Origin of the sequence: Yaniella halotolerans DSM 15476, assembly GCF_000420805.1 — a bacterium.
Taxonomy (GTDB): Bacteria; Actinomycetota; Actinomycetes; order Actinomycetales; family Micrococcaceae; genus Yaniella; species Yaniella halotolerans.
Window position 1 is genome coordinate 155,365 of the sequence record NZ_ATVQ01000003.1, and the last position, 24,291, is coordinate 179,655.

The following is a 24,291-nucleotide window of genomic DNA, read 5'->3' on the forward strand; positions in this document are numbered from 1 at the left end:
CGTTCGGGATTGGCTCTTCTACGTTGCCGTATGCGGCAGGTTATGCGGTCCGTTGACGAACGGCTGTGGCATCGAGTGTTTCGACGGTAGGTTCGGAGCGGTCGCTGTTGCGTCGTGGTGCGGACTCTTCGACGTTGAGACCAAAAACCGTCTCGAGCGCGGCTTCGTACTCTTCGAGCGTACCGTCGGCGGCTGCTTGACGTGCGCGAACAGTCGGTTCGTGGAGCATCTGACGCACCATGCGACGCATGGCAAGCTGAACTTCTTCTGCCGCAGCGGTGCATCCGTGTCGATCCCGGACTCGTTGCATTTCTTCTTCGAGGACCGCCATGGTGTGGCTGCGCAGGGTCACGATGGCATCGGCGGCATTCCGTTCGCGCTTGGCGGTCAAATAGTCATCGACGGCAGAATCTACCAGCTGTTGTGCCTGCGTGATGGATGCTTGCTGCTCGGTTGGCGCCGCCATCTTCACAGATTCCAGGGTGATCAGGTCGACAGCAGGCAGATCACCAATGGCCGGATCGAAGTCATGTGTCAGGGCCAGGTCGAGCACGGTGAGTCGATTGGGCGTTCCCTCGCGAAGTGCTGCCAGTTGATCTGCGCTGACAGTGCGTTCGCCACCGGAAACACCAATCAGGACGTCAGCTTCAGCAAAGGCACCCTCAACTTCGGAGCCGCCTAATGCCATGGCCCAACCGCCACGATCGGCTACGAATTGTTCTGCGCGACCAGATGAGGAATGCACTGCCACATTCTTGGCGCCGCGAGCTTCGAGCTGGGCCAACGTCGTGCCAGCGTAGGCACCGGTGCCCACCATCAAAATGTTGGCGTCTTCCCAGAACCGGCGTGCCCCAACTACTGAGGTGCCGGCCCGGAGTTCGGTCGCCAAGTCCAGGGCTACTGAAACAATTGAACGACCAGTTGAACCCAGCGCTGTCTGCGCACCAATATCTTTGGCGGTACGGCTGGCGGATTCAAAAAGTTTTGTGAGTGAGCCGGTGCTGTGGCCAGCTTCGCGTGCATCGGCTAAAGCGCGGCGTACCTGCCCGGCGATCTCGCGTTCGCCTACAACAGCTGATTTGAGGCCTGAGCCGACTTCGAAGAGGTGTCGTACGGCAGCATCATTGCGGTGGAGACGAAATGCGGCAGCAACGTCCTCATAGGAGAGGCCTGCGCTGTGAGCAATGGCATGCAGGATTTCATCGGCTGCTTGTTCAACATCTGAGGTGCCGGCCTCAGCATAGAGTTCTAGCCGGTTGCACGTCGACAGGGTTACGAGACCGGAGACTGTGTCGGACGAGAGCGATTCTGAGACCTCTGAGGCGCCGCTAGCAAGTTGCGCCACCGTCTCGAGGTCTAACCAGGTGTGCGCAGCGACTAATGAAAACATCACCACAATGCGTCCTATCGTACGAAATTTGAAGACCGGATCAAAATGCCCTGGCAGGTTTCGCTGTTGGAGGTACAGAGGGGCTTTTGGGGAAACGTGCAGGAATTGATGAGTAGATGCTGGAATAATAGGCAGGCATGAACCAAGAGTTTTCTCCGGTACTGCCGGCCAATCACCCGCTCAGAACTGAAGACTCGGCACAGTCTACTGCCCAGTCAGCCCTCATTAAAGGTTATCGAGGCGAGGTGCCAGATCGTCGACCGGTCTGGTTTATGCGCCAAGCCGGACGATCCCTGCCGGAATATCGCAAGCTACGCGAAGGCACCACCATGCTCGATTCGTGCCTCATTCCAGAAATGGCATCGGAAATTACACTGCAACCGGTGCGTCGCCATGACGTTGACGCTGCAATTTTCTTCTCCGACATTGTCATTCCGCTCAAACTTGCGGGTGTGGGTGTGGAAATTCAGCCCGGCGTTGGACCAGTCTTGGACGCGCCAATCCGGACACCCCAGGACATCGCGAATCTCCCGGAGATCACCGATGAAATGTTCGAGCCGATCACTGAAGCCGTGAAATTGACCGTTGCGGAACTCGGACCACGCCCACTGATCGGGTTCGCGGGTGCACCCTATACCGTTGCGGCGTACATGGTCGAGGGCCGCCCGTCCCGGGATCACCTTGGACCTCGCACCATGATGTACAACGACCCTGAGTCTTGGGACCGTTTGATGTCGTGGACAGCCGAAGCCTCCGGACGGTTCCTGCGCGCTCAGATCATGGCGGGTGCTTCCGCTGCCCAACTCTTTGATTCCTGGGCGGGCTCGCTGTCTCGCACCAATTACTTAGACAAGGTCATGCCGTATTCACAGCAAGCCTTGGAACACATCGAAGATCTGACCGGCGACAACGGGGTGCCACTGATTCACTTTGGCACCGGGACAGGAGAAATCCTCGATCTCATGCGCGACACCGGCGCAACCGTGGTGGGCGTCGACTACCGACTCCGGTTGGACGAAGCCAACCGCCGCCTGGGCAATACGCCTGGTCCTGATGGTCGAACCAACGTCGTCCTACAGGGCAACATTGACCCCGCCCTGTTGGATGCAGACTGGGACGTTCTCGAAACCCACGTCCGTGAAGTCATCGCCCAGGGCGCCAAGGCCCCCGGTCATGTACTGAACTTGGGTCACGGGGTGCCACCGACCACGGATCCAACCGTGCTGACGCGCCTGGTCGAACTCATCCACTCCATCGACTACTAAATGACCCACGTTGTCATAGTCGGTGCCGGAATGGCCGGTCTGATCGCCGGATACTCTGCGATCAAGGCCGGCCATACTGTGACTGTCCTGGAAGCCAGCGGACGGCCTGGCGGAGCCGTGCAAGCAGAACACCTGGAGCTGCCCGAAGGGGTGCTTGCGGTTGATGCCGGAGCAGAAGCCTACGCTGCACGTTCCACCGTGCTCGACGAGCTCCTCAAAGATCTTGGACTCGCCGACGACATCGTGACCCCAAATCCTGCCGGGTCCTGGATGTACCTGCCCGATGTCGGTGCGGTCCCCGCCCCGCGGGTGGGTATGTGGGGCATCCCCGGGGATCCAACGGCACAAGAGGTCGTTGCAGCGCTGGGTGTGGACGGGGCTGCTCGAGCCGCTCAAGATCTGCACACCCCCATGGATCTCTGGGCCAAACGACGTGCCGCCGGTGCAGCCATTACCGTCGGCGAGCTAGTGGCCGACCGCTTTGGCCCCGTCGTCGTTGAGCGGCTCGTTGCCCCGGTGGTGGCCGGTGTGCACTCTGCCGACCCCTATGACGTCGATATCGACAAAATCGCTCCGGGTCTCGTCGATAAAGCCATCGAGCAAGGTTCGGTCGCCAAGGCCATCGCGGACCTGAGAGCGGCAGCGCCACCCGGTGCCGCTGTGAAATCCGTGCGCGGGGGCATGCAACAACTCGTCAACGCATTAGTTACTTTCGTGCAGGCGCGCGGTCAACTCGAATATGGGGCTAAAGCTATTGCGTTGGATATGGAAACCCGCACCGTCGTCACCGAAACACGGCAGCGTGTTCAAGGCGACCACATCGTCTTGGCCGTAGATGCTCCAACCGTTCACGACTTGCTTGCCACCAGCACTGCACTGCCGCAGCGTGCCGAACTTCCGGCGCAACCAGCACTTGGCGCGGGCGTCGCACTGGTCATTATGGCGGTGGACTGTAACGCGCTGGATGCGCAGCCGCGCGGCACCGGCATCCTGGTGTCACCAAACGTCACTGACGTCGCAGCCAAGGCTGCCACCCACGTCACAGCAAAATGGCAATGGGCCCGTGACGACGCCCAGGAACTGAAGAAGCACCGGCATATTGTGCGATTGAGCTACGGCAGAGTCACCGACTCGGCTGACGGATCGGCGCCCGGCCATGACACCGCAGAGCAAGAACTCCTGCGGCTGGCGCGGAAGGACCTGTCCAGGATGTTCGACGTTGCCGAAGAAGACATCGGCGATAACCTGGCCCAGGTTGCAATTATTCGTTGGCGCACTTCGATGCCGCTGACAACACCGGAAAACTCCCGCCGAATCGCAGGGCTCCAAGAAGCCGTCCAAGATATCGACGGGTTGCACCTGACCGGTGCATGGTTTGCCGGAACGGGGCTCGCAGCTATCGCCCACCACTCTTTAGCATTAAGTTTTAATCCACTACAGTAATTTCTACAGCCTGTAGAAAATCACAAGGAGCAGAAGTGACTGAATCAACCAAAGTCGTGCAAGGCCAAGAGTCTGCCACGAGCTGGTTTACCACCTACACCGTATTTGCCCGCAAGAACGACGCGCCTGCCAAGTCCGATGCAGACATCACTGATGACAATCAAGAGTTCGCCACTCTGGTCGAAACTCTGCAGTCCAACGGCGTGACGGTCCGCGGACTCTACGACGTCTCCGGCATGCGTGCCGAAGCTGACATTATGGTGTGGATGTGGTCCAAATCCCCAGAAGCGCTGCAGGACGCTATCCGTCAGGTACGTCGCACAGGACTGTTCTCAACCACGACCATGGTGTTCACCGCGATGGGTGCAGATCGCATGGCAGAATTCAATCCGGAGCACGTCCCGGCCTTTACCGAAGGTCGCAAGCCGCGCAAATGGCTCTGCTTCTACCCGTTCGTCCGTTCGTATGACTGGTATACGCTCGATCCCAAGGAGCGCGCCCGCCTGCTGCGTGGCCACGGTCAGCTCGGTCAAGAATTCCCGGACGTTTGGGCCAACACCGTCTCGGCCTTCGGCCTTAACGACTGGGAATGGCTGCTCGGCCTGGAGTCGCCGCGCCTCGACTTGTTGGTCGATATGATGCGCTCGCTACGCAATAACGAAACCCGCCACTACGTGCGCGAAGAAGTACCGTTCTACACCGGTCGCTACATTGAAATCGACGAAGTTGCAGGAGTGTTGGCCTAATGGCCTACCGTATTGGAACCCGCGGTTCCGCACTTGCCACCACCCAAACCCAATGGGCGGCAGATGCGATGTCGAGCGAGGACGCCGTATTCGAACAGGTAATCATTACAACCAAGGGTGACGTCACCACCGGGTCGCTGGCCAACCTGGGCGGTACCGGCGTGTTTGCCACCGCGCTGCGCCAGGCTGTGATCAACCAGGAAGTCGATATGGCGGTGCATTCGCTCAAAGACCTCCCGGCCAAACAGCCACCCGAGCTGCGTATTGCGGCCATTCCCGAACGGGCAGATGTCCGCGACGCACTGTGCGCATCGAACGGTTGGACGCTTGAGACGCTACCCACCGGTGCCCGAATCGGAACCGGTTCACCACGACGTGTCGGCCAACTTTTGGCGCTCCGTCCCGATCTTGAACTGGTCGATATTCGCGGCAACGTGCATACCCGGCTAGCACGCGTGGCTGGTTACGAACAGCATCACGATAATGCGCCTGCGGCAGCGGGCTCGCCCAAAGGCGACCTCGACGCCGTCGTATTGGCTTGTGCCGGACTCGATCGTCTCGAACTCCAGTGGGCCATCACCGAGCGCATCGATTCGGCCAGCATGTTGCCCGCACCCGGGCAAGGATCGCTGGCCGTCGAAGTCTCTGCCGAGCATGCTCTGGACGCACCGTTGGCAGCTGCTCTGGACAATCTTGAACAGGCCGGTGCACGGTTGGAAGCCACAGCCGAGCGCGCACTGCTAGAAACCTTAGAGGCCGGTTGCGCAGCACCACTGGGCGGCTTAGCCAGGTACAGCAACGGCACATTGCACATGGACGCGATCGTCACCGCCATGGACGGTAGCAAAACCATGCGACGCGAAGCCTCCACGAGCATCGAGGTCGAGGCCGTCACCGACGCAACCCGCGAGACCGCCTACGCGCTGGGCGTCGAAGTGGCCAACATGTTGATCGCCGATGGCGCCGACTTGCTGGGCGCTGGACCGCCACGCGGCACTCGATGAGAATCATTCTGACCCGTCAACCTGCTCAGGCCGGCCGTATTGAGGCCGGCCTGCAGCAGTTGGGCCACCACATCGGGTTCTTACCACTCACGGATTTCCAATATCCCCAAGACACCGAAGCGCTTGATGAACTGGTAGCCGGCCTCCACGCTGGGACCTGGAACACGCTCCTATTGACCAGCCCCAACACCATTCGGGCTCTCGTGGCCCGCGGTTGGGAACCAGCCGTAACCGAACATCACACGACCATCGCGGTTACCGGCCCTGGAACCGCACGAGTACTCCATGATTTCGGGGCCCGTCGAACACCCTGGATGCCGAAAAACGACGCCTCAGCAGCCGGCATCCTTGAACAATTTCCGACCGGCCCCGGCACACTTGCCCTTCCACAGGGCGCTGCGGCCGGCGACGCCATGCGAGCCGGGCTCACCCAGCGTGGCTGGCACGTCACCCACGTCGCCGCCTACCACACGGTCGACTACCCGGCGCAGGCCGACCTTGCCCTCATGCCCGCACAGTCCGGTATCTTGGAACCAACAGACCTGAATACCCACGACGTCGTCGTGCTCACTGCACCGAGCGCGGCTCGGCGTTGGGCAACCAGCGCAGTGCCGGTCCAGGCCGTCATTGCGATCGGTCAGCCAACGCGGCGAGCCGCCTACGAAACCGGAATTAGCTTGGCAGCCACGGCCACATCCCCTGACGCCGCTGGCATCGCCGCCGTCGTCGATACACTTGAGTAGCAATCTCGAAAGGACTTCATGTTCACTCATCGCCCTCGTCGTCTGCGCCAATCCGGCCCGATGCGCAACCTGGTGGCCCAGAATCGACTCGCCCCAGCTGACCTGATCTTGCCGGTATTCGTTAAAGAAGGCGCCGAACAGCCCATCGACATTTCCTCAATGCCGGGCGTGCAGCAGCACAGCCTCGATTCACTAAAAGCTGCGGCACGCGATGCAGCCGTGGCGGGCGTGGGCGGCATCATGCTCTTCGGCGTACCAGAAACGCTCGATGCCCAGGGGACCGCAGGCATAGACCCCAACGGCATCCTGAACGTGGCCCTGCGCGAAGTAGTGGCCGAAGTTGGCAACGACATGGTCGTCATGGCTGATACCTGCCTGGACGAATTCACCGACCACGGACACTGTGGCGTGCTCGATGACGCCGGCAACGTGGACAATGACGCCACCAATGCGATTTATGCCCAACTGGCGGTCGCACAGGCTGAAGCCGGCGCCCACGTGGTGTCACCCTCCGGCATGATGGACGGCCAGGTCGAAGTCATTCGCGAAGCCTTGGACGCCGCAGGCCACATCAACGTTGCGATCCTTGCCTACTCGGCCAAATACGCCTCGGCGTTTTACGGGCCGTTCCGCGAAGCCGTCGATTCCGCACTAACCGGCGACCGCAAAACCTACCAAATGGACTCGGCAAACCGCACCGAAGCCATTTTAGAAACCGAACTCGACATCCAGGAAGGCGCCGATATGGTCATGGTCAAACCTGCCATGTCCTACCTGGATATCCTGCGCGACGTCGCCAACATGTCTCCGGTACCGGTTGCCGCTTACCAAATCTCCGGAGAGTACGCGATGATCGAAGCTGCTGCCGCCAATGGTTGGATTGAACGTGAACCAGCCATGCTGGAATCCCTGACCGCCATCCGCCGTGCTGGTGCCCAAAACATTTTGACCTATTACGCTACCGAAGCCGCACGTCTACTCGCCTAGGAGATCAAGCAGTGACCACAAACCAAGAAGTATTTGACGCCGCCCGCGCCATCATTCCCGGCGGGGTAAATTCCCCGGTCCGTGGATTCGGTTCCGTGGGAGGCACCCCAGCCGCCATGGTCAAAGCTCGCGGCCCTTATCTCACCGATATCGAAGGCAAGAACTATGTCGACCTCGTCGGCTCGTGGGGCCCGATGCTGCTGGGCCACAACCACCCGGCAGTCGTGGAAGCCGTCCATACAGCAGTCGACGACGGACTATCGTTTGGAACCTCAGTGCCCGGCGAAGCGCGCCTGGCCGAATTGATCGCCGACATCATGCCGGTAGAGCGCGTTCGCTTTGTCTCAACCGGAACCGAAGCCACTATGACCGCAATCCGGTTGGCTCGCGGCGCCACCGGACGAAACCTCATCATCAAGTTTGCAGGTTGCTACCACGGTCACTCTGACGGTCTACTGGCCGCAGCAGGATCCGGACTTGCAACCCACGCGCTGCCAGACTCCGCCGGCGTTCCCGAAGCGATTACCAGCCAAACCCTCGTGCTGCCATATAACGACGAAGACGCGGTCAAACAAGCGTTTGAAAAATACCCCGACCAGATCGCCGGTATCATCACCGAATCCGCCCCGGCCAACATGGGCGTCGTGCAGCCAAAACCGGGCTTCAACACATTCCTGCGCGACATCACCACCCAGCACGGAGCCGTATTCATCATGGACGAAGTCCTCACCGGCTTCCGCGCCACCAAAACCGGTGGCTGGGGAATCGAAAACGCCGACTGGGCACCAGATCTGTTCACCTTCGGCAAGGTCATCGGTGGGGGACTACCGGTCGCTTCGGTCGCAGGAACCGCAGCGGTCATGGACCAACTTGCACCGCTGGGCCCGGTCTATCAGGCCGGCACGCTGTCGGGGAACCCGATCGCCATGGCAGCCGGCTATGCCACCCTGTCCAACGCGACCGATGAGGCCTATGCAACCATCGCACAGCGCTCAACGCAGCTGCAAAACATGGTCGCCGAAGCATTGAACGCCGAAGGGGTCAACCACTCAATCCAGTCGGCAGGCTCCCTGTTCTCCATCGCCTTCGGTACCGCCGAATCAGGTGTCACCAACTATGAGGACATCCAAGCGCAAGAAGCGTTCCGCTACGGTCCTTTCTTCCACGCCATGCTCGATGCCGGGGTCTATCTGGCACCGTCAGTATTCGAAGCCTGGTTTGTTTCGGCCGCTCACGATGACGCAGCCATGAACACCATCGCTGACGCACTACCGGCTGCCGCCAAAGCAGCAGCTGCCGCGACAGCCTAGGCTTCTCGCGCGAGACATCCGCTGGAGATCACCTCGATCTCCAGCGGATGTTTTGTGTTGATTTCCACACTGATCCATCGAAGGTGTTGACGTCCACAATTTTGTATTAGTACACTAAACGTATTGATACAAAAAGAGGTCTCCATGAACATCGCAATATGGATCGTCATTGCCCTGGTGTGTTTCGTTTTACCGGCAACCTCACTGACTGATGGTGGAAAACGGAACCCAGAACGCTCCAAGCTCAACCAACATGCTGTACAAGTTGGGTTGCCTTTGCCCGAGCACCTCATGCTTCCCGTGGCGGAACGTATTCGTCGCCGTCAGCGAGGGATGGCAAGCGGGGGCACCATCGGCATCGTGGTCGCCACGCTGATCTACATCATCTTTTTCGACAATGACGACGGCGCCGTCGGGTTCCTGGTGCTGTTCGTAGCAGCCATGGGGACAGCCCTTGGTGGGGCTTGGGCCATCATTTCGCACCGTCCCACCGAACACATCCACCGTCCAGTCGTTGCCCGGGTGCGGTCAGTACAATTTTCCGATTATCTGACACGCGGGGAACGTTTTGGTCTCTGGGTGGTTCCAGCGACCCTGGTAGCGGGCGCAGCAGCCGGCATCGTGATCCTGCTGCAACTGCCCGAGGACCAGCGATCTGGAGCTTTTGTCACCGCTTCGACTGTCACCGTTTTAGCGTTGCTCGCGTGGGCTATGTCGATGTATGCGCTACGAAAAGTGCTCGATGCCCCGGCGCGAAGTGAAACTGACCTTGAACTCGCTTGGGATGACGCCGAACGCGCCGATAGTCTGCGACAAGTCGCCAACTTAATCATCGTTGTTGCCGCTGCCGCGCTATTGTTCTGGCTGTTGTTCATCGGCGTCGCGCTCACCACCGATGGTTTCTACCGCGATCACGAGCAGGCAACGATGGTGCTTAGCATCGTCTCCCTGCTGGTTTTTGGTGCGCTTTTCGGAGTGCTTAGCGCTGGGCCGCTGAAGGCATGGCTCAGTGGGGCTCGTCGTGGCTATGAGCAACGGCAACTGTGGCCTCACGGGGTGGACTCATGAAAACTTTGGTCGTCGACCCCAACGCTGAACTCCCTCCATTCGAGCAACTCAGACGACAGCTGATTGAACAGATCACCACGGGGCAACTTGCAGCTGAGACGAGACTCCCAGCGGTCCGGCGTCTTGCCGCAGACCTTGCCCTGGCCCCCGGTACTGTAGCCCGTGCGTATAAGGAACTGGTGTCCGAGGGGTACTTGGTCTCACGCGGACGCAATGGCACCGTCGTGGCGCCGCAAGTTTCGGGCGATCCAAAGACTCAAGCACAGCAGCTCACTGATGAGTACATCACAAAGATGCGCGCACAGGGTTTCAGCGTTCGGGACATAATGAATTATGTTGATCAAGCTCTGGGACGTCGTTAGGGCGGTGGGAGCCTAGCTTCAGCTCGAATCTTTGTATTGTTGAGCGCGCAGTTCTAAATCCAGCGGCGGTTCGAAATCCACTCGCTCAACTAGCAAGCGTTCTTCGAGCGGCTCGAAATCTGGCAGCGGTTCCAAGTCCACCCGATCCACCAGTACGCGGAAACAAACTAAACGCAGCCGATCGGAATGTTAGGTCAGCCAGGACACCAAATGTGAAAAGCAGACACCATGACAACGACTACACGATCCCAAGGAAGTTACGTCGATCGACCATCCTCCAGTTCGCTCGCCGATGTAGTTGAACTGATTCTGGATAAAGGACTAGTCATCGATGCATACATTCGCGTCTCGCTCGTTGGTATTGAAATTCTGACGATCGATGCCCGAATTGTCATCGCCAGTGTGGATACGTATCTTCGATTTGCTGAGGCAACCAATCGCCTTGACCTCACCCAACAGGGTGGTAAAGACCTCACTGAATTAATGGAAGGCATGACCGAAAGCGGTTCGAAAGGCAAAATTGGCGGTGCCGTCGAAGGAGTCAAGGACGCCTTAACTCCAGACGATGATGACCAAGAGAAGAAGCCAGCGCCTAAACGTGAGAAACAATCGAGCGAGTAACCAATATGACAGAAACAGATCCTTCTCAGATGACTGAGCAGCGGGATATAGGTCCGCTGTATGTCTATGGGATCGTCGCGGCAGAAGCCGACCTGCCACCTGAGCTTCTCGGTGTGGAGGAACGGAGCGTGGAGGCCATCATGTATGGTCCCCTCGCTGCCGTTGTGACGAGTCTCGATTCAGACGATGAAATTGGCACCCCCGATAATCTCCTCGCCCACACTTCAGTGCTTGATGTCATTGGTTCGCACACTGCAGTCTTACCGATGGCATTTGGAACGGTCGCGCCCTCGGAAACCGACATGGTAGAAACCGTGCTTGAAGTGCATCAGGACGATCACCTGGCGGCTCTGCAACGACTCGAAGGTACCGTTCAATTTACTGTTCGTGCCCGCTATTTACGCGACGAAGTACTTACGGATCTGGTGGAAGAGAATTCATCAGTAGCGCGCTTGCGTGAAATCATCGCCGGGACTACTGAAGATGAAACGCGCCAAGAACGTATTCAACTGGGCGAACAGATCGTACAGGCATTCGATCGGATCCGCCCGGAACATGCAGATCAGATCTTCGACGCCGTGCACCCCACCGCAGAAGATGTAAAAGAGCGTGACGTCGGCCAAGTAGAAGACGTCGTTGAACTGGCTGTACTCGTTGCACATCAAAACATCACCATATTTGAAGAGGCGCTAGAAGACGTTGCCTCTCAATTGCATAGCCGGATCGATTTCCAGCTGTTAGGACCGCAAGCGCCCTACGACTTCGTAGGTGACGAGTAAGGAGCAAGTTCATGGGACTGCTATCTGGGATATTCATGGCACCCTTTGCACCCATCAAAGGTACGGTCTGGGTCGCAGAAAAAATTCAAGACGAAGCTGAACGACAATACTACGATCCCGGTGCGATACGGCGTCAGCTGGAAGAAGTGGCACAAGCTCGTAGGCAGGGACAGCTCTCGGATGAAGAAGCTCGAGAGATGGAAAAAGAATTGGTCCAACGGCTCATGGTTTCAAACCGAAGACCACGCCGAGACAAGTAAGCAGTAACTGGGACCAGCACTACACCGCTTGGAGATGAGTAGGTAACAGACTATGACTGAGCAACAAGCCCATGAATCAGATGAGAAAACGACCCGTCAACGGCGACCAAGCTCATCAAATGAACGTGAAAGTACAACACAGAAACGGCCGCAACGAAAAAGCGCCGAACGGTCAGCCGAGTCAACAGAGCGTTCGTCGACGAGCGCGAAAAAGCGGAAACCAGTCAAGCCCCAACTCTCAGCACGAAAGGCTGCAGCGGCAGCTCTTAAACAGCTACAAGAACTGACGACGAGAACCCCAGAGTCTGTCACCGGGGTTGAACCTCGTGGCAGCGGTTGGCGCGTGACCGTCGAAGTAATCGAGTCCGCGCGAATCCCAGACACGGCAGACATCATGGCTGAATACGATGTGGATATCGATGGCAGCGGTGAACTGGCTGGATATGCTCGTGGTGCGAGGTACTTCCGCGGTCGTACCCGAGATGAATAGAAAACATCACCATTGAGGGAAACAGCCGACGGAAGAACACAGGAAGGCAGCATGAGATGACGGTTGCACGGAGCGGAAGCAGCGGCGGTATGGAGCCGGAAAGAAGCCGCGAAGGCACCCTAATGCACGTGGTAGAAACTCTTTTGGACAAAGGGTTGGTGCTCAACGCAGACATCATGGTCTCTGTCGCCGGTGTGGAGCTGCTAGGCATACGAATCCGAGCTGCGCTTGCCTCTTTTGAAACCGCCGCTCGGTACGGTCTCGAGTTCCCTGCTGGCACGAACACCGAAACCGTCGCCTGGCAAGACGCCATTGAGGCGAAAGAAAGCTGCCCAAACTGCGGGAAAACATCGCCGGTGACTAAATTACTCAATGATTTCTGCCCCTGGTGCGGTTGGCAATCGGCCCAAGCGCTACAAAACTCCTCGGACAGCACACCGAAGGCGACAGAAGGCACCCAAGAAGACCCAGAACTCGACGAAGCCAGCGAGGAGCGGTCATGACAGAACTATCCGGCGCCCTCACCTCATCGGGGCCGATGGAACCGACGCGTAACCCAGAAGTGACGCTGCCAGATCTCATCACCGTTCTGTTGGATAAGGGAACCTACCTGAACCTTGATCTGATCATTGCAGTAGCAGATATACCACTGATCGGAATCAACCTCCGAGCTACCATCGCCGGGATGGAAACAATGCTTGAATATGGCATGATGCGTGACTGGGACGAAAAAACACGCGCTTGGGTACAACAATCAGTGGCCCGGCATTTTCCGCTGCAAGACGGTGAAGAAGTCATCGCCAAAATGGCTGGTGGGCATTTTCAGCAGGGATTCAGTGACACTTGGCGTCCAGGCAGTATCTTCGTCACAAATCAACGGCTCGTGGCATATCGACGCGACCCAAAGGAAGTCCTCTGGGAAAGCACGCTGGACGATATCACCGCGCTGAGCTTATTCGATGAGCAAACCATAGGCTCAGAAGTACGCACACGATTCCTGGTGAACACCAACAGTGGTGATGCTACGACTCTCTCGGCGGTTGCCCCGGCTCGTATCTGCGACATGATTAAACAACAACGCCCCGAGATTAGGCTTTCCACGTCGAGGGATGACCAGTCGGAGGTCGGGACGCCATCAAAAATGGAAGAGCATGCGTGGTATCGGGAAACTCGGGCCCAGGGGACCCTCTGGCGTGGTGGCACGTTGACGCTGGACGCTCAACGGCTCACATGGAAGGCACCGAATGATGTCAGGCCCGCAGTGAATCTCTCAAGAGCTGAGATCACAGGAGCCCACACACTACATATGAGTACATCGGCCGGGCGACGGCTGGCATTGCATCTTGTTACGGAGCACGGTTCTTTGCATCTTGCCTTGTCGAATGCGGAACAGTGGCGCCAGCTCTTGGCCAACAAGACTGCGCAGCAGACTGTTGCAGAAAAGGAATCCCATGTTGGAAGTCGATGAGAAAAGTCTGAAACACGGCGTCCTGACTCTCGTTGTGACCTTAGTCGAGGTTATTCAGGAAGCACTCGAGATCCAAGCGATTCGCCGACTCGAAGGCGGCGACCTGACAGAAGAAGAACAGAACCGGCTGGGCGAAGCGCTCATGGAACTTGACGAGGCCATGGATGAAATTAAAGCCGAACATGGCATCACAGCCTCGGTGACGGATTTGCATCGCGGCCTCGATGACGTCGTGGACGAAGTGGTCGACAAACTGATAAACCCAGCGCGTTGGGCTGATGACGCGCAAACTTCACCGTCAGAAGGGAAGTCCGCACAGTGACCAAAGCCGGGCTGTATGTGTACGCCATAATCCCCGCAGAGGCCAAAACCGAGAACAAACTTGGCACCGGCATAGACGCGGAGCGACTACGCGTGGTCGCAGGAGGGAGCGTTGCTGCGGTCGTGCATGCTAGTGAGACCGAGCCGTACCAGGGGCCGGACTCCCACGTCGAACGTTGGATCTTGGAGCATAGTCAAGTCGTTGACGCGGCGTGGGAAGCAGCCGGTACAGTCCTGCCTGTGAGCTTTAACGTCATCGTCAATCCAGGCGAGAGCGAAACCGCTGAAAATCGGCTGACGCAATGGCTTGCCGGAATCTCAGATACCGCATCGGAACATCTTGAACAGTTGCGCGACCGGGTAGAACTACGAGTCGAGATCACACTCGATGAGTCAGTTGTCGCTTCCAATAGTCCAGAACTTGTTGAAATGCGCCAAACAACCGAAGCTCGGCCTGCCGGGGTGCAACGGTTGTACCGCAAGCGTTTTGAAGAACGTACACGTGAGATTGCGGAGCGAGCTGCCGACCAACTCTACACAGCTTATCGGCCTCGCTTAGCCGCGCTGGCCGAAGACCTCGTTGAGAATAGTCGACCCGGCCGCAATCCCGGCAGCGTCGGGGTCCTCACAGTATCGCTACTCGTCCACCGGTTCACCGTGGACTCAGTGGGTGTTGAACTAGCAGACATCCGAGACAGCCAACCGGGTGTGCAGATCAGGTATTCAGGTCCCTGGCCACCCTATTCTTTTGCTGATGTGTCAGAGGTCGACAGCTCAGCACCGTAACGAACGGATCCGGGCGTCCGCTGACAGTTCAGCAGACGCCCGGATGCATTCGCTAGCTGGTCCTAGCGCGGTCGTTATTAGGCGACCAGTTGTTTCTGAGCTTGGACCGGGGTGACGCGCAGGTCGTCATCTGCCACGGTCACCAGCACATTATCGCCTTCGGCCACGGACTCGGCAACCAGCAAGTCGGCGACCTTGTCATCCAACTGCCGCTGGATCACCCGACGCATCGGACGGGCACCGTAGGCTGGCTCGTAACTGGCCTCAGCGATCCAATCCTTGGCGGCGTCATTGACGGTCAGGCTAATGCCCTGATCCGCCAGACGCTGCTCGGAATCACGCAGCTGCAGCCCGACAATCTCACGCAGCTGCTCTGTGCTGAGCGGGTTGAACAGCAACGTATCGTCAATGCGGTTCAAGAACTCGGGACGCATGAACTCACGCACCCGCCCCATAACCTTTTGCTTGATGTCTCGTTGGCTTGCTGCCGCATCACCGGACACAAAGCCCAGCGGAGCGCCGCTCGATGACAAAAACTCAGAACCAAGGTTCGAGGTCATGATCAACACGGTATTGCGGAAGTCCACGGTACGACCCTGGCCGTCGGTCAGGCGTCCATCGTCGAGCACCTGCAGTAACAGGTTGAACACATCCGGGTGGGCCTTCTCGATCTCGTCGAGCAGGATCACCGAGTATGGACGACGACGTACCTGTTCGGTCAGCTGGCCTGCCTCGTCATAGCCGACATAGCCTGGAGGAGCACCGACCAGACGAGACACCGTGTGGCGTTCACCAAATTCGGACATATCGAACCGGACCATCGCATCCGCGTCATCAAAGAGCGAATGCGCCAACGACTTGGCAAGCTCCGTCTTCCCGACACCGGTTGGGCCCAGGAATAAGAAGCTGCCAACGGGACGCGATGGGTCAGCCATACCGGTACGGGACCGGCGAATGGATTTGGCAATTGCCGCGACGGGCTCATCCTGGCCGATCACGCGTTCATGGAGTTCGTCTTCCAAACGTGCCAAGCGCGACTTCTGCGCCTCGGTCATCCGCGCGGCTGGAATACCCGTGGCGCGAGCAACCATCTCAGCGATGGCATGTTCATCGATCTCCGAGGACGTGACGTTCGGTTTTGCAGCAGCCTCCGACAACTGGGCGCTGACCTCGTTAACCTCGTCACGCAATTCGCCAGCGCGCTCGTAATTTTCAGCATTGACGGCGGCATTCTTGTCAGCTTCCAACTCGGCCAGTTTTGAGCGCAGTGCCTCGACGTCGACCGCTGGGCCATCGGCGTCTGGACCGCGCTGCAACGAGCGGCGTGCTCCAGCCTGGTCGATCAGATCGATCGCCTTATCGGGCAGGAACCGGTCGGTGATGTACCGGTTCGAGAGCTCGACTGCGGCACGCAAAGCCTCAGTGGTGTAGGTCACCTGGTGGTGTTCCGCGTACCGATCGGCAAGGCCGGCCAAAATGGTCACAGCGTCCTCAATCGAAGGCTCGCCAATGGTCACCGGCTGGAAACGGCGTTCAAGCGCTGAATCCTTTTCGATGGTGCGGTACTCTTTGAGCGTCGTGGCGCCCACCATGTGGAGATCACCGCGGGTCAAGTGCGGTTTCAGGATATTGCTGGCATCCATGCCACCCGATTCGCCTGAACCACCAGCGCCGACCACGGTGTGCAGCTCGTCGATGAAGACGATCGTTTTCTGGTCTTCGGTCAGCTCAGCGATCGCACCGGTTAGGCGCTCTTCGAATTCACCGCGGTACTTCGTGCCCGCCACCATGCCCGGCAGATCCAGGGCCACGATGCGACGATCTTTCAGCTGTGCTGGAACCTTGCCGTCAATGATGGCTTGTGCCAGACCTTCGGCGATGGCAGTTTTGCCAACACCAGCTTCACCAATCAACACCGGATTGTTCTTGGTGCGGCGAGCCAGGACCTCGACGGTTTGTTCGATCTCGTCTTCACGACCGATGACCGGGTCGAGACGACCAGCTTGTGCTTCAGCGGTCAGGTCCAGTCCGTACTGCTCCAGCATCGATTCTTCGGATGCATCCTGATCAGTGGCCTGGTCGTGTGCGTGGCCAAGCTGTGCCTCTTGTGCTCCAGCCTGCAGCGACTGCGGTGTTACACCGGCGTGCGCAAGCAGTGATCCAGCAGGGGATTCCTGGTTCAGCACAAATGCAAAGAACACATGTTCTGGATCGATATAGGTTGACCCGAAGGCACGGGCCACCTGGTAGCCATCAAGCAGCACCTTTTGTGCCGAGGCGTTGAGTGAAGCTGTTACCTCACCTTGATTGTCTTCGGGGGTTGGCAGACGCTCATCGAGGGCATCGATAATGGTTTGGGGGTCTGCTCCTGCTTGGCGCACCCCGGCGGCAGCAGGATCTTGGTCGAGCATGACGCGCAGAATATGGAGCGCATCGACATCGGTTTGACCACGTTCTACCGCGAATTTTGCTGCGGTCGCGACAACGTCGTGGGTCTGCTTACTCAGCAGCCGGTTCAGGTCGACGGGCCCTCCTTGTCGTCCAGCGCGCTGTCCATGAAGATAGCGGGCGAGGAATTCATCGAAGGAGTCGCCGTTGGAACCGGCGGGGCCGAAGAATGCAGGCATTATGTCCTCCTAGTTGGGGCACTCCGATGAAGAAGTGCATCAAAAGTTGAGTGTATCTAACTCAAGTAACAGGTCTTAGGTAGAGATTATTCCCAGAACTGTTGGTTTTGGCAAGAAACCTGAGTCTCATTGACTCAACCGGGGGATTAGGGGTGGGACTTGAGCGACCTCGGGTCTGGTTCGTGGGACGGTATCCAGGCCTTTGTGGCTTAAACACAACCGGGACAGTCCAATGAGCACTGTTCCGGTTTGTTGTCTTCTCTTATCCAGCCAGCTGGATATCACGTCCCGGGATCGCAGCCAACAAGTCTTGGGTATATTCAACTGCCGGGGCAGTAAAAATATTGTCGGCTGAGGCCTGCTCTACAACTTTGCCGTGTCGCATGACCAACACGTTGTCAGCAATCTGGCGAACGACAGCAAGATCGTGGGTAATGAACAGATAAGACAGTCCTAGCTCAACCTGCAGTTCGTTTAGTAGCTCTAGAATCTGAGCCTGGACGAGCACATCGAGGGCTGAGACTGCTTCGTCAAGAACCAAAACATCTGGTTTCAGCGCTAAAGCGCGAGCAATGGCTACACGCTGTCGCTGACCACCGGACAATTCGTTCGGGTAACGATTCATGGCGCTGTGTGGTAACGAGACTTGGTCAAGCAATTGCCTGACCCGTTGCTCACGTTCCGACCTAGAGCCAGTCTTATGGACTACGAGTGGCTCTTCGATCGCATCAAAGATCGAGAACATTGGATCAAGTGAGGCATAGGGGTTCTGGAACACTGGTTGAATTCGACGTCTGAATTTCATCTGCCGGCCATGCCCTTTAATAGTCGAAATATCGACGCCTTCGAAATACACCTGCCCTTCGGTTGGTGCGTCTAATCCCAGCACCATACGTGCCACGGTCGATTTTCCAGACCCTGATTCACCGACTAGTGCTGTCGTCGTGCCGCGTGTCAGGTCGAAGTTCACATTCTGCGCAGCGACCAAGTCAGTTTTAGTGAATCCTTTGCCGGGAAGCTTGAACACTTTCGTCAAATTCTGGATTTGCATGATGTCATCGGTAAGGGACTGACCATCTTCGCTAACGTGCTCCTGTGCGGACTCTCGAGCTGCTATCCGCTCACGCGAAGCAAGGCGTTCCGATTGCAGAGATGGCGCAGCATTGATGAGCCGTTTCGAGTATTGATGTTGCGGATCCTGCAGGATCTCCAGTGCTGGGCCGGACTCGACAACCTCACCTTTGTACATGACCACCAAATGATCAGCACGCTCAGCGGCCAAACCGAGGTCATGGGTAATCAGCAACACTGCTACTCCAAGTTCATCAGTGAGGACATCGAGATGGTCCAGGATTTGCTTTTGGACCGTCACGTCCAGCGCCGATGTAGGTTCATCGGCAATTAACAATTGTGGCCGAGCTGCAAGTCCAGCCGCGATGAGAGCGCGCTGCCGCATCCCACCTGAGAACTCGTGTGGATACTGCTTTGCACGACGTTGTGCATCGGGTAATCCTGCCTCTTCCAATAGTTCGATAACGCGCTGATCGGCATCGCGACCTTTAACAACGTCATTGACCTCTAGAACCTCTTTAATCTGAGCTCCCACTTTGTACAGCGGGTTGAGGTTTGATAGCGGGTCCTGCGGCACAAGGCCAATGTGCGAACCACGATAGCTGCGACGTTTTTTCTGCTGCAGCTGTACAAGGTCCTTGCCCTGGTACTTTATGGAACCTTGGGCAACGTGGCCGGTTCCTGGCAGCAGGTCGATGATGGCGTGCGCCGTGGTCGATTTACCGGACCCAGACTCGCCGACAATAGCTACCGTCTGTCCTTCGTACACGGTCAGGTTCAACCCTTGAACCGCATGAACTTGGCGCTTATCCACGCTGAAGTTGATATGGAGGTTCTCGATTTCCAAAAGTGGTGTTTGATTTACCATGTTATTTTCTCGCTTTCGGATCCAGAGCATCTCGTACCGCGTCACCGAGCAGCATAAAGCTCAAAACCGTGATGGCTAGCGCACCCGCTGGAAAGAAAAGCACGTGCAAGTTATCGCCGGAACGCACTTGTGGCTGCGCGGCGGCAATATCATTACCCCACGAAACAACGCTTGGTGGCAGCCCTATTCCGAGGAACGACAGGGTCGCTTCTGCCACAATGTAGACCCCTAACGAGACGGTAGCAGTGACAATGACTGGTGGCAGAGCATTGGGGATGATGTGTGTGAAGAGATTACGCCATTTCGAAGCGCCCAGAGAACGGGCGGCATCTACAAACTCCAGATGTTTAATTTCCAATACGGCCCCGCGTGCAATACGAGTTATCTGTGGCCACCCAAAGACAGCTAATGCAATAACGACGGCGAAGACGCCGCCCCAGTAGCCCCGATCGGGCCAAACGTTATTCAGAGCTGAGAGTCCAACGATTGCGGCAAGCAGCAGAGGGATGGCAAAGAAGATATCTGCACCACGTGAGACGATCGTATCGAGCCAGCCTCCGAAGAATCCCGCTAGGGCACCGGTAAAGAGACCGATGATCGTCACGATTATTGTCGTGAGAAGCCCGATAATGACAGAGGCCCGTGCTCCGTGAATCGTACGGGAAAAGACATCGTAGCCCTGGCGGTCAAAACCGAAGATGTGTCCAGCTTGTGGTTTGCCTAAACTATGGGACAAATCAGCGCTACGAGGATCGACCGAGGTGAGCACATTGGGGAAGAAGACCACAAATAATATGATCACCAATAATGAGGCTGAAAACCAGAATAGCCAATTCCGTCGAAGCGCTTTCCAAGCCTGTTTCCACTGGCTTTCGGGTGGATGAGACGTATCCACATGAAGTGCTGGGAGCTCGGAACTGACAGCGGGTGCAACGAAGCGTTCTTGTCCTTGACGTGGTGTGTGGTTATGCATATCGAATCCTAGGATCTAAAGCAGCGTAGAGCAGATCAACGAGGAGGCTGGCCACCACGTAAATGAGCACCATAACGGTGACCACAGAGACGACGGTGGGGTTTTCGCCACGAAGAATAGCTTGATACGCCAGGTTGCCGATTCCATTGATATTGAAAATTCCCTCGGTGACCACGGCACCGGCCATAAGTGTGCCGAGGTCTGCGCCTAAGAAGGTTACAACCGGGATCAGTGAGTTGCGAAGGACATGGCGTCGATTAACGAGGCTGTCGGATACGCCGTGAGCACGTGCAGTGCGCACGTGGTCAGCAGTGAGGTTTTCAATAACGGAAGTGCGAGTGAGCCGCAGGACATATGCAAATGACACGAGGCCAAGTACAACTGCGGGCAGAATCAAATTCGTAAAGGAAGTATCTGAGCCAACGGTTGGTGGCACCCACTGGAGTTGGACACCAAAGATGAGCTGGAGTCCGAAACCCAACACAAAAATCGGAATCGCGATAACCGTCAGTGAAACTACGAGCATCGTGGAATCGAAAATTTTACCGCGTCGCATACCGGCGTAGAAGCCCGCGATGACACCGAGAATGGCCTCGATAATCATGGCCATAAAGGCAAGCTGGAAGGTGACCGGCAGTGTTCTTCCAATGAGTTCAGAAACTGGCTGTCCCGAATAGGAAACACCGAAGTCGCCAACAAGGGCGCCCTTGAGGAAGAGCAGCCATTGGATGAGAAAGGGTTGATCTAAATTGTATTGTGCTTCAAGTTCTGCTCGGACTGCATCTGAAACTGGTTTTTCGCCGAATAGGGCGACGATGGGGTCACCAGGTTGTAAAAACACGAGGGCGTAAATGAGTAGTGTTGCGCCCAAAATTACCGGGATGGTCTGGAGCAGTCGGCGGACGATATAACGCCACATGCTGTACCTCTATTGTGGGTCTTGTCACCTGGGGCGACGCGAGCTGTAAGAAGGTTGAACAGGCTTGTGACCGCCGAGGAAATCGGCGGCCACAGAACCTGGTCAATCGTCAGGATTTATTTGGTGATCAGATGGTACTCGGGCTGGTTTTGCCAGTTGAGCTGCACACCTTCAACACCCTGGGCAGCAATGGCGAGGGCGTCTTGGTTCCAGAGCGGAATTGCCGGCAGATCTTCCATCAGGATGGCTTGGGCTTCGGTTAGCGCCTCGGTTCTTGATTCTTCGTCCTCAGCGCTAGCTGCACTGACGAGTGCTGCATCGAAGTCTGCGTTCGAGTAGTCGCCATCGTTTGCGCCTGCCCCGGTCCCAAATACGGGGGCAATGTAGTTGTAGACGGATGGATAGTCAGGCTGCCAACCGGTCCGGAACGCCGTGCCGATCTCCCGGTTTGTAATGAGCTCACGGAATTCTGCGAACGTTGCAAAGGGATTTGGTTCAACCTCAATTTCGAGATTTTCGCGGATCTGGTTGGTGACGGCCTCGACCCATTCCTTGTTTCCGGCACCGTCAGAGTTGTACGACAGCTGCAGGCTTCCTTCAAACGGTGCCATCTCTTCGGCTTGCGCCCACAGGTCTTGGGCTTCTTCAGCATCAAACTCCAATACTTCAGCACCGGGGATATCTTCTGAATAATCTGGCATCAACGGTGACGAGAAATCAGTAGATGGTGTTCGGGTACCGTCGAAAATAGTTGAGGTGATTGCTTCGCGGTCGATGGCCTTTGAGACAGCCGCGCGGCGGAGTTGGCCTTCTTCATCCTCACCGAAGTGTTCGAGTGAGCTTGGGATGGTGATTGTAGCGTTGACTGAACCGTCCTCGGTGTAAGCTTCGAGGTTCTCATCGTCTTGGAACGTCTCGATGGCCGATGGTGGCACCTGGTCCATGACATCCAACACGCCTGACTGCACGTCGGTATAGCCCGCGTCTGGGTCAGTATAGAACGTAAACGTCAGACCATCATTTTCGGGCGTGCGATTACCTTCGTAATCTGGGTTAGCAGACAGTTTCGCATCGACGTCGTGATTCCATTCGTCCAACACGTATGGGCCATTTGAAACCGGCTGTTCACCGAAGGCTTCCATATCCTCAAATGCTACTTCGGGCAGTGGGAAGTAGGCAGAGTAGCCGAGACGATCGGGGAAGTCTGCCGCTGGTTCTTTGAGAGTTACCTCGAACGTGAGATCGTCGATGACTTCTAGACCAGATAATGTGTCAGATCCGTCTTCGATGTTGCCTTCTTCATTGGCACCTTCAATGGCATTGAAGAAGTACGCCGACAGCTGGGCGTTATCCGGGTCGGAACCGTAGTTCCAAGCATCAACGAATGAGTTTGCTGTAACAGGTGAGCCATCTGAGAAGGTCCAACCATCGTTGAGCGTGACCGTCCAGGTGACGTTGTCTTCCGACTCAATGGACTCGGCGACTTCCATCTCAGTTGAACCGTCGGTGTTGTATGAGACTAACCCAGCGAAAATGGCGTCAACAATGTGCCCACCACCGACTTCGTTGGTATTGGTCGGCACCAGGGGGTTCTGTGGTTCGATGCCGTGGGCGTTGATGATCATCTCGCCATCGGCGGTGTCGCCACCGTTGTCGCCTCCGCCGCCACAAGCTGTTAGGGCTAGCGCTCCAACAGATAGTGCTGCAACGTATTTAAATGTCCGCTTCGTTTGCATACGGGATCTCCGTTCAAAGGGTAATGCAAGTAATGAGGTCGTGTTCCGATTGTGTGGAACACAGGTGAAGCACATCGCCAGTAGGCTCCCACCAGCGCGTGATCCGCATCTCATAGATTACGACACAATGAACAATTTGTGACCCATTTTTGGGGATTGTTATGCGAAAAGTATGAGCGGCATTCGAATCGTGAAGCATGTATTTGCTACCACAGGTATCGGTTAATGGCATAATCATGCGCCTTGTACGAGAAGTTTCGAATGACGGGAGGTTACGATAGTTTTTCTACGGGCCAATCTCGAGACACGGTCGCGTCTGGGTTTTTGCGTCGTAAATACTGTTCGAAACTTGCCGCCTGGTCAGACTTCCATCGAATCTGCTGATTGAAGAGTTGTTCCAACGGCATGTTGAACTTGTCCGGGAACTTCGTGGCGATGGCCTTACATACCTGCACTGCAGCGACGGAGTCGGCCTGTGAGGTGTGTGCGTTTTCCAATACGATTTCGTAGTGCTCGCACGCTGCCGTCAAGGTGCGCTTACCTTTGCGATAGGTATCGGCGTATTTGTCGAGGACGAATGGGTCGATAATGCCAGCCACAGGGAATTCATCCATGTCTCGACGCGCTAGTTCGTTGGCCAGTACGGTGAAATCATAGACCCCGTTATAGGCCACAATAGGAACCCGGTGATGCATGAAGTCCTGGAGGGTGGCCACGATTTCAGTCAGCCCCTGGGTGGCATCCATCCCGTGGGCCTGAGCATGTTCTGTTGACACGCCGTGAACCGCGGCAGCCTCGGCCGGTATTTCAACGCCCGGATCGATCAACCACTCGGTGTTTGCCCGCATCTGGCCATCTGGGTCCATCAGCACGATCGAAGCAGTGACGATTCGGGCCTCGTGTGGATTGGGGCCGGTGGTTTCTAAATCGAAGCCCACCATTGAACCGGTATGCCACGGATCGCCCGGGCCGGGGATGACTAAGACGTTGTCGGGATTTACCATGGTTCCAAAATACCTTGTCATCGGTCCGGGCGGCGAGGATTCAGCGGCCT

24 protein-coding genes are annotated in these 24,291 nt (G+C 56.9%); 17 read left to right on the forward strand and 7 right to left on the reverse strand.

Annotated features, from left to right (window positions below; all coding sequences use genetic code 11):
• Positions 1-40: 40 nt before the first annotated feature.
• A complete protein-coding gene (locus G583_RS15620) occupies positions 41-1,396 on the reverse strand; it encodes a glutamyl-tRNA reductase (protein ID WP_022871157.1) in 1,356 nt (451 codons plus the stop codon).
• 131 nt (positions 1,397-1,527) lie between these two features.
• Here G583_RS15620 and hemE point away from each other — a divergent pair, with 131 nt between their 5' ends.
• From hemE to G583_RS0110690, 17 genes are all read left to right on the forward strand, one after another.
• Positions 1,528-2,655: a uroporphyrinogen decarboxylase gene (gene hemE / locus G583_RS0110605; RefSeq protein WP_022871158.1), complete on the forward strand. Its 1,128-nt coding sequence runs from the start codon at positions 1,528-1,530 to the stop codon at positions 2,653-2,655.
• A complete protein-coding gene (locus G583_RS15625; protein WP_022871159.1) occupies positions 2,656-4,098 on the forward strand; it encodes a protoporphyrinogen/coproporphyrinogen oxidase in 1,443 nt (480 codons plus the stop codon).
• Between the two features lie 35 nt (positions 4,099-4,133).
• Positions 4,134-4,844, forward strand: a complete 711-nt coding sequence (gene hemQ / locus G583_RS0110615; protein WP_022871160.1) for a hydrogen peroxide-dependent heme synthase — start codon at positions 4,134-4,136, stop codon at positions 4,842-4,844.
• Positions 4,844-5,848 carry a hydroxymethylbilane synthase gene (hemC, locus tag G583_RS0110620; RefSeq protein WP_022871161.1) on the forward strand — a complete coding sequence of 335 codons (1,005 nt, stop codon included), beginning with the start codon at positions 4,844-4,846 and terminating at the stop codon, positions 5,846-5,848. The genes hemQ and hemC overlap by 1 nt, the downstream gene beginning before the upstream one ends.
• On the forward strand, positions 5,845-6,591 hold the full coding sequence (locus G583_RS0110625) for a uroporphyrinogen-III synthase (RefSeq protein ID WP_022871162.1): 747 nt from the start codon (positions 5,845-5,847) through the stop codon (positions 6,589-6,591). The genes hemC and G583_RS0110625 overlap by 4 nt, the downstream gene beginning before the upstream one ends.
• 18 nt (positions 6,592-6,609) lie before the next feature.
• Positions 6,610-7,578: a porphobilinogen synthase gene (gene hemB, locus G583_RS0110630; RefSeq protein WP_022871163.1), complete on the forward strand. Its 969-nt coding sequence runs from the start codon at positions 6,610-6,612 to the stop codon at positions 7,576-7,578.
• Positions 7,579-7,589: 11 nt separating this feature from the next.
• Complete coding sequence (gene hemL / locus G583_RS0110635; RefSeq protein ID WP_022871164.1) at positions 7,590-8,888, forward strand: glutamate-1-semialdehyde 2,1-aminomutase; 1,299 nt, start codon at positions 7,590-7,592, stop codon at positions 8,886-8,888.
• 123 nt (positions 8,889-9,011) lie between these two features.
• Positions 9,012-9,956 (forward strand): hypothetical protein, encoded by a 945-nt coding sequence (locus G583_RS0110640; protein ID WP_169558787.1) that lies wholly within the window; start codon positions 9,012-9,014, stop codon positions 9,954-9,956.
• Positions 9,953-10,318, forward strand: a complete 366-nt coding sequence (locus G583_RS15630; protein WP_022871166.1) for a GntR family transcriptional regulator — start codon at positions 9,953-9,955, stop codon at positions 10,316-10,318. Before G583_RS0110640 ends, G583_RS15630 begins: the two co-directional genes overlap by 4 nt.
• A gap of 228 nt (positions 10,319-10,546) precedes the next feature.
• Positions 10,547-10,939, forward strand: a complete 393-nt coding sequence (gvpJ, locus tag G583_RS0110655; RefSeq protein ID WP_022871168.1) for a gas vesicle protein GvpJ — start codon at positions 10,547-10,549, stop codon at positions 10,937-10,939.
• Positions 10,940-10,944: 5 nt separating this feature from the next.
• Entirely contained in the window at positions 10,945-11,718 is a 774-nt protein-coding gene (locus G583_RS0110660; protein ID WP_022871169.1) for a GvpL/GvpF family gas vesicle protein, read from the forward strand.
• An 11-nt stretch (positions 11,719-11,729) separates the two neighbouring features.
• Complete coding sequence (locus G583_RS0110665) at positions 11,730-11,978, forward strand: gas vesicle protein GvpG (RefSeq protein WP_022871170.1); 249 nt, start codon at positions 11,730-11,732, stop codon at positions 11,976-11,978.
• A 52-nt stretch (positions 11,979-12,030) separates the two neighbouring features.
• Positions 12,031-12,468, forward strand: coding sequence for a gas vesicle protein GvpO (gvpO, locus tag G583_RS16640; RefSeq protein ID WP_022871171.1), 438 nt, complete (start codon positions 12,031-12,033; stop codon positions 12,466-12,468).
• Positions 12,469-12,596: 128 nt separating this feature from the next.
• Positions 12,597-12,971 carry a gas vesicle protein gene (locus G583_RS17080; protein ID WP_281162107.1) on the forward strand — a complete coding sequence of 125 codons (375 nt, stop codon included), beginning with the start codon at positions 12,597-12,599 and terminating at the stop codon, positions 12,969-12,971.
• On the forward strand, positions 12,968-13,936 hold the full coding sequence (locus tag G583_RS16750) for a gas vesicle protein (RefSeq protein WP_022871173.1): 969 nt from the start codon (positions 12,968-12,970) through the stop codon (positions 13,934-13,936). Before G583_RS17080 ends, G583_RS16750 begins: the two co-directional genes overlap by 4 nt.
• Positions 13,920-14,258 carry a gas vesicle protein K gene (locus G583_RS15645; RefSeq protein WP_040895591.1) on the forward strand — a complete coding sequence of 113 codons (339 nt, stop codon included), beginning with the start codon at positions 13,920-13,922 and terminating at the stop codon, positions 14,256-14,258. Before G583_RS16750 ends, G583_RS15645 begins: the two co-directional genes overlap by 17 nt.
• A complete protein-coding gene (locus G583_RS0110690) occupies positions 14,255-15,043 on the forward strand; it encodes a GvpL/GvpF family gas vesicle protein (RefSeq protein ID WP_022871175.1) in 789 nt (262 codons plus the stop codon). The genes G583_RS15645 and G583_RS0110690 overlap by 4 nt, the downstream gene beginning before the upstream one ends.
• A 77-nt stretch (positions 15,044-15,120) precedes the next feature.
• Here G583_RS0110690 and G583_RS0110695 read toward each other — a convergent pair whose 3' ends face one another.
• The 6 genes from G583_RS0110695 to G583_RS0110720 all read right to left on the reverse strand — a co-directional run bounded on the left by G583_RS0110695 (position 15,121) and on the right by G583_RS0110720 (position 24,241).
• On the reverse strand, positions 15,121-17,670 hold the full coding sequence (locus G583_RS0110695; protein ID WP_022871176.1) for an ATP-dependent Clp protease ATP-binding subunit: 2,550 nt from the start codon (positions 17,668-17,670) through the stop codon (positions 15,121-15,123).
• A 262-nt stretch (positions 17,671-17,932) separates the two neighbouring features.
• Positions 17,933-19,609, reverse strand: coding sequence for a dipeptide ABC transporter ATP-binding protein (locus G583_RS0110700; protein ID WP_029629495.1), 1,677 nt, complete (start codon positions 19,607-19,609; stop codon positions 17,933-17,935).
• A 1-nt stretch (position 19,610) separates the two neighbouring features.
• Positions 19,611-20,582 (reverse strand): ABC transporter permease, encoded by a 972-nt coding sequence (locus tag G583_RS0110705; RefSeq protein WP_022871178.1) that lies wholly within the window; start codon positions 20,580-20,582, stop codon positions 19,611-19,613.
• Positions 20,575-21,501 (reverse strand): ABC transporter permease, encoded by a 927-nt coding sequence (locus G583_RS0110710; RefSeq protein ID WP_022871179.1) that lies wholly within the window; start codon positions 21,499-21,501, stop codon positions 20,575-20,577. Before G583_RS0110710 ends, G583_RS0110705 begins: the two co-directional genes overlap by 8 nt.
• Before the next feature lie 116 nt (positions 21,502-21,617).
• On the reverse strand, positions 21,618-23,237 hold the full coding sequence (locus tag G583_RS0110715; RefSeq protein ID WP_022871180.1) for a peptide ABC transporter substrate-binding protein: 1,620 nt from the start codon (positions 23,235-23,237) through the stop codon (positions 21,618-21,620).
• Between the two features lie 272 nt (positions 23,238-23,509).
• Entirely contained in the window at positions 23,510-24,241 is a 732-nt protein-coding gene (locus tag G583_RS0110720) for a 3'-5' exonuclease (RefSeq protein ID WP_022871181.1), read from the reverse strand.
• Between the last annotated feature and the right edge of the window lie 50 nt (positions 24,242-24,291).

Excerpts from the sequence above, each read along its gene's own strand:
- hemE (WP_022871158.1), top strand. The coding sequence starts at position 1,528 with ATGAACCAAGAGTTTTCTCCGGTACTGCCGGCCAATCACCCGCTCAGA.
- G583_RS15625 (WP_022871159.1), top strand. The coding sequence starts at position 2,656 with ATGACCCACGTTGTCATAGTCGGTGCCGGAATGGCCGGTCTGATCGCC.
- hemC (WP_022871161.1), top strand. The coding sequence starts at position 4,844 with ATGGCCTACCGTATTGGAACCCGCGGTTCCGCACTTGCCACCACCCAA.
- G583_RS0110625 (WP_022871162.1), top strand. The coding sequence starts at position 5,845 with ATGAGAATCATTCTGACCCGTCAACCTGCTCAGGCCGGCCGTATTGAG.
- hemB (WP_022871163.1), top strand. The coding sequence starts at position 6,610 with ATGTTCACTCATCGCCCTCGTCGTCTGCGCCAATCCGGCCCGATGCGC.
- G583_RS15630 (WP_022871166.1), top strand. The coding sequence starts at position 9,953 with ATGAAAACTTTGGTCGTCGACCCCAACGCTGAACTCCCTCCATTCGAG.
- gvpJ (WP_022871168.1), top strand. The coding sequence starts at position 10,547 with ATGACAACGACTACACGATCCCAAGGAAGTTACGTCGATCGACCATCC.
- G583_RS0110660 (WP_022871169.1), top strand. The coding sequence starts at position 10,945 with ATGACAGAAACAGATCCTTCTCAGATGACTGAGCAGCGGGATATAGGT.
- G583_RS0110665 (WP_022871170.1), top strand. The coding sequence starts at position 11,730 with ATGGGACTGCTATCTGGGATATTCATGGCACCCTTTGCACCCATCAAA.
- gvpO (WP_022871171.1), top strand. The coding sequence starts at position 12,031 with ATGACTGAGCAACAAGCCCATGAATCAGATGAGAAAACGACCCGTCAA.
- G583_RS16750 (WP_022871173.1), top strand. The coding sequence starts at position 12,968 with ATGACAGAACTATCCGGCGCCCTCACCTCATCGGGGCCGATGGAACCG.
- G583_RS15645 (WP_040895591.1), top strand. The coding sequence starts at position 13,920 with ATGTTGGAAGTCGATGAGAAAAGTCTGAAACACGGCGTCCTGACTCTC.
- G583_RS0110695 (WP_022871176.1), bottom strand. The coding sequence starts at position 17,670 with ATGCCTGCATTCTTCGGCCCCGCCGGTTCCAACGGCGACTCCTTCGAT.
- G583_RS0110700 (WP_029629495.1), bottom strand. The coding sequence starts at position 19,609 with ATGGTAAATCAAACACCACTTTTGGAAATCGAGAACCTCCATATCAAC.
- G583_RS0110705 (WP_022871178.1), bottom strand. The coding sequence starts at position 20,582 with ATGCATAACCACACACCACGTCAAGGACAAGAACGCTTCGTTGCACCC.
- G583_RS0110710 (WP_022871179.1), bottom strand. The coding sequence starts at position 21,501 with ATGTGGCGTTATATCGTCCGCCGACTGCTCCAGACCATCCCGGTAATT.
- G583_RS0110715 (WP_022871180.1), bottom strand. The coding sequence starts at position 23,237 with ATGCAAACGAAGCGGACATTTAAATACGTTGCAGCACTATCTGTTGGA.
- G583_RS0110720 (WP_022871181.1), bottom strand. The coding sequence starts at position 24,241 with ATGGTAAATCCCGACAACGTCTTAGTCATCCCCGGCCCGGGCGATCCG.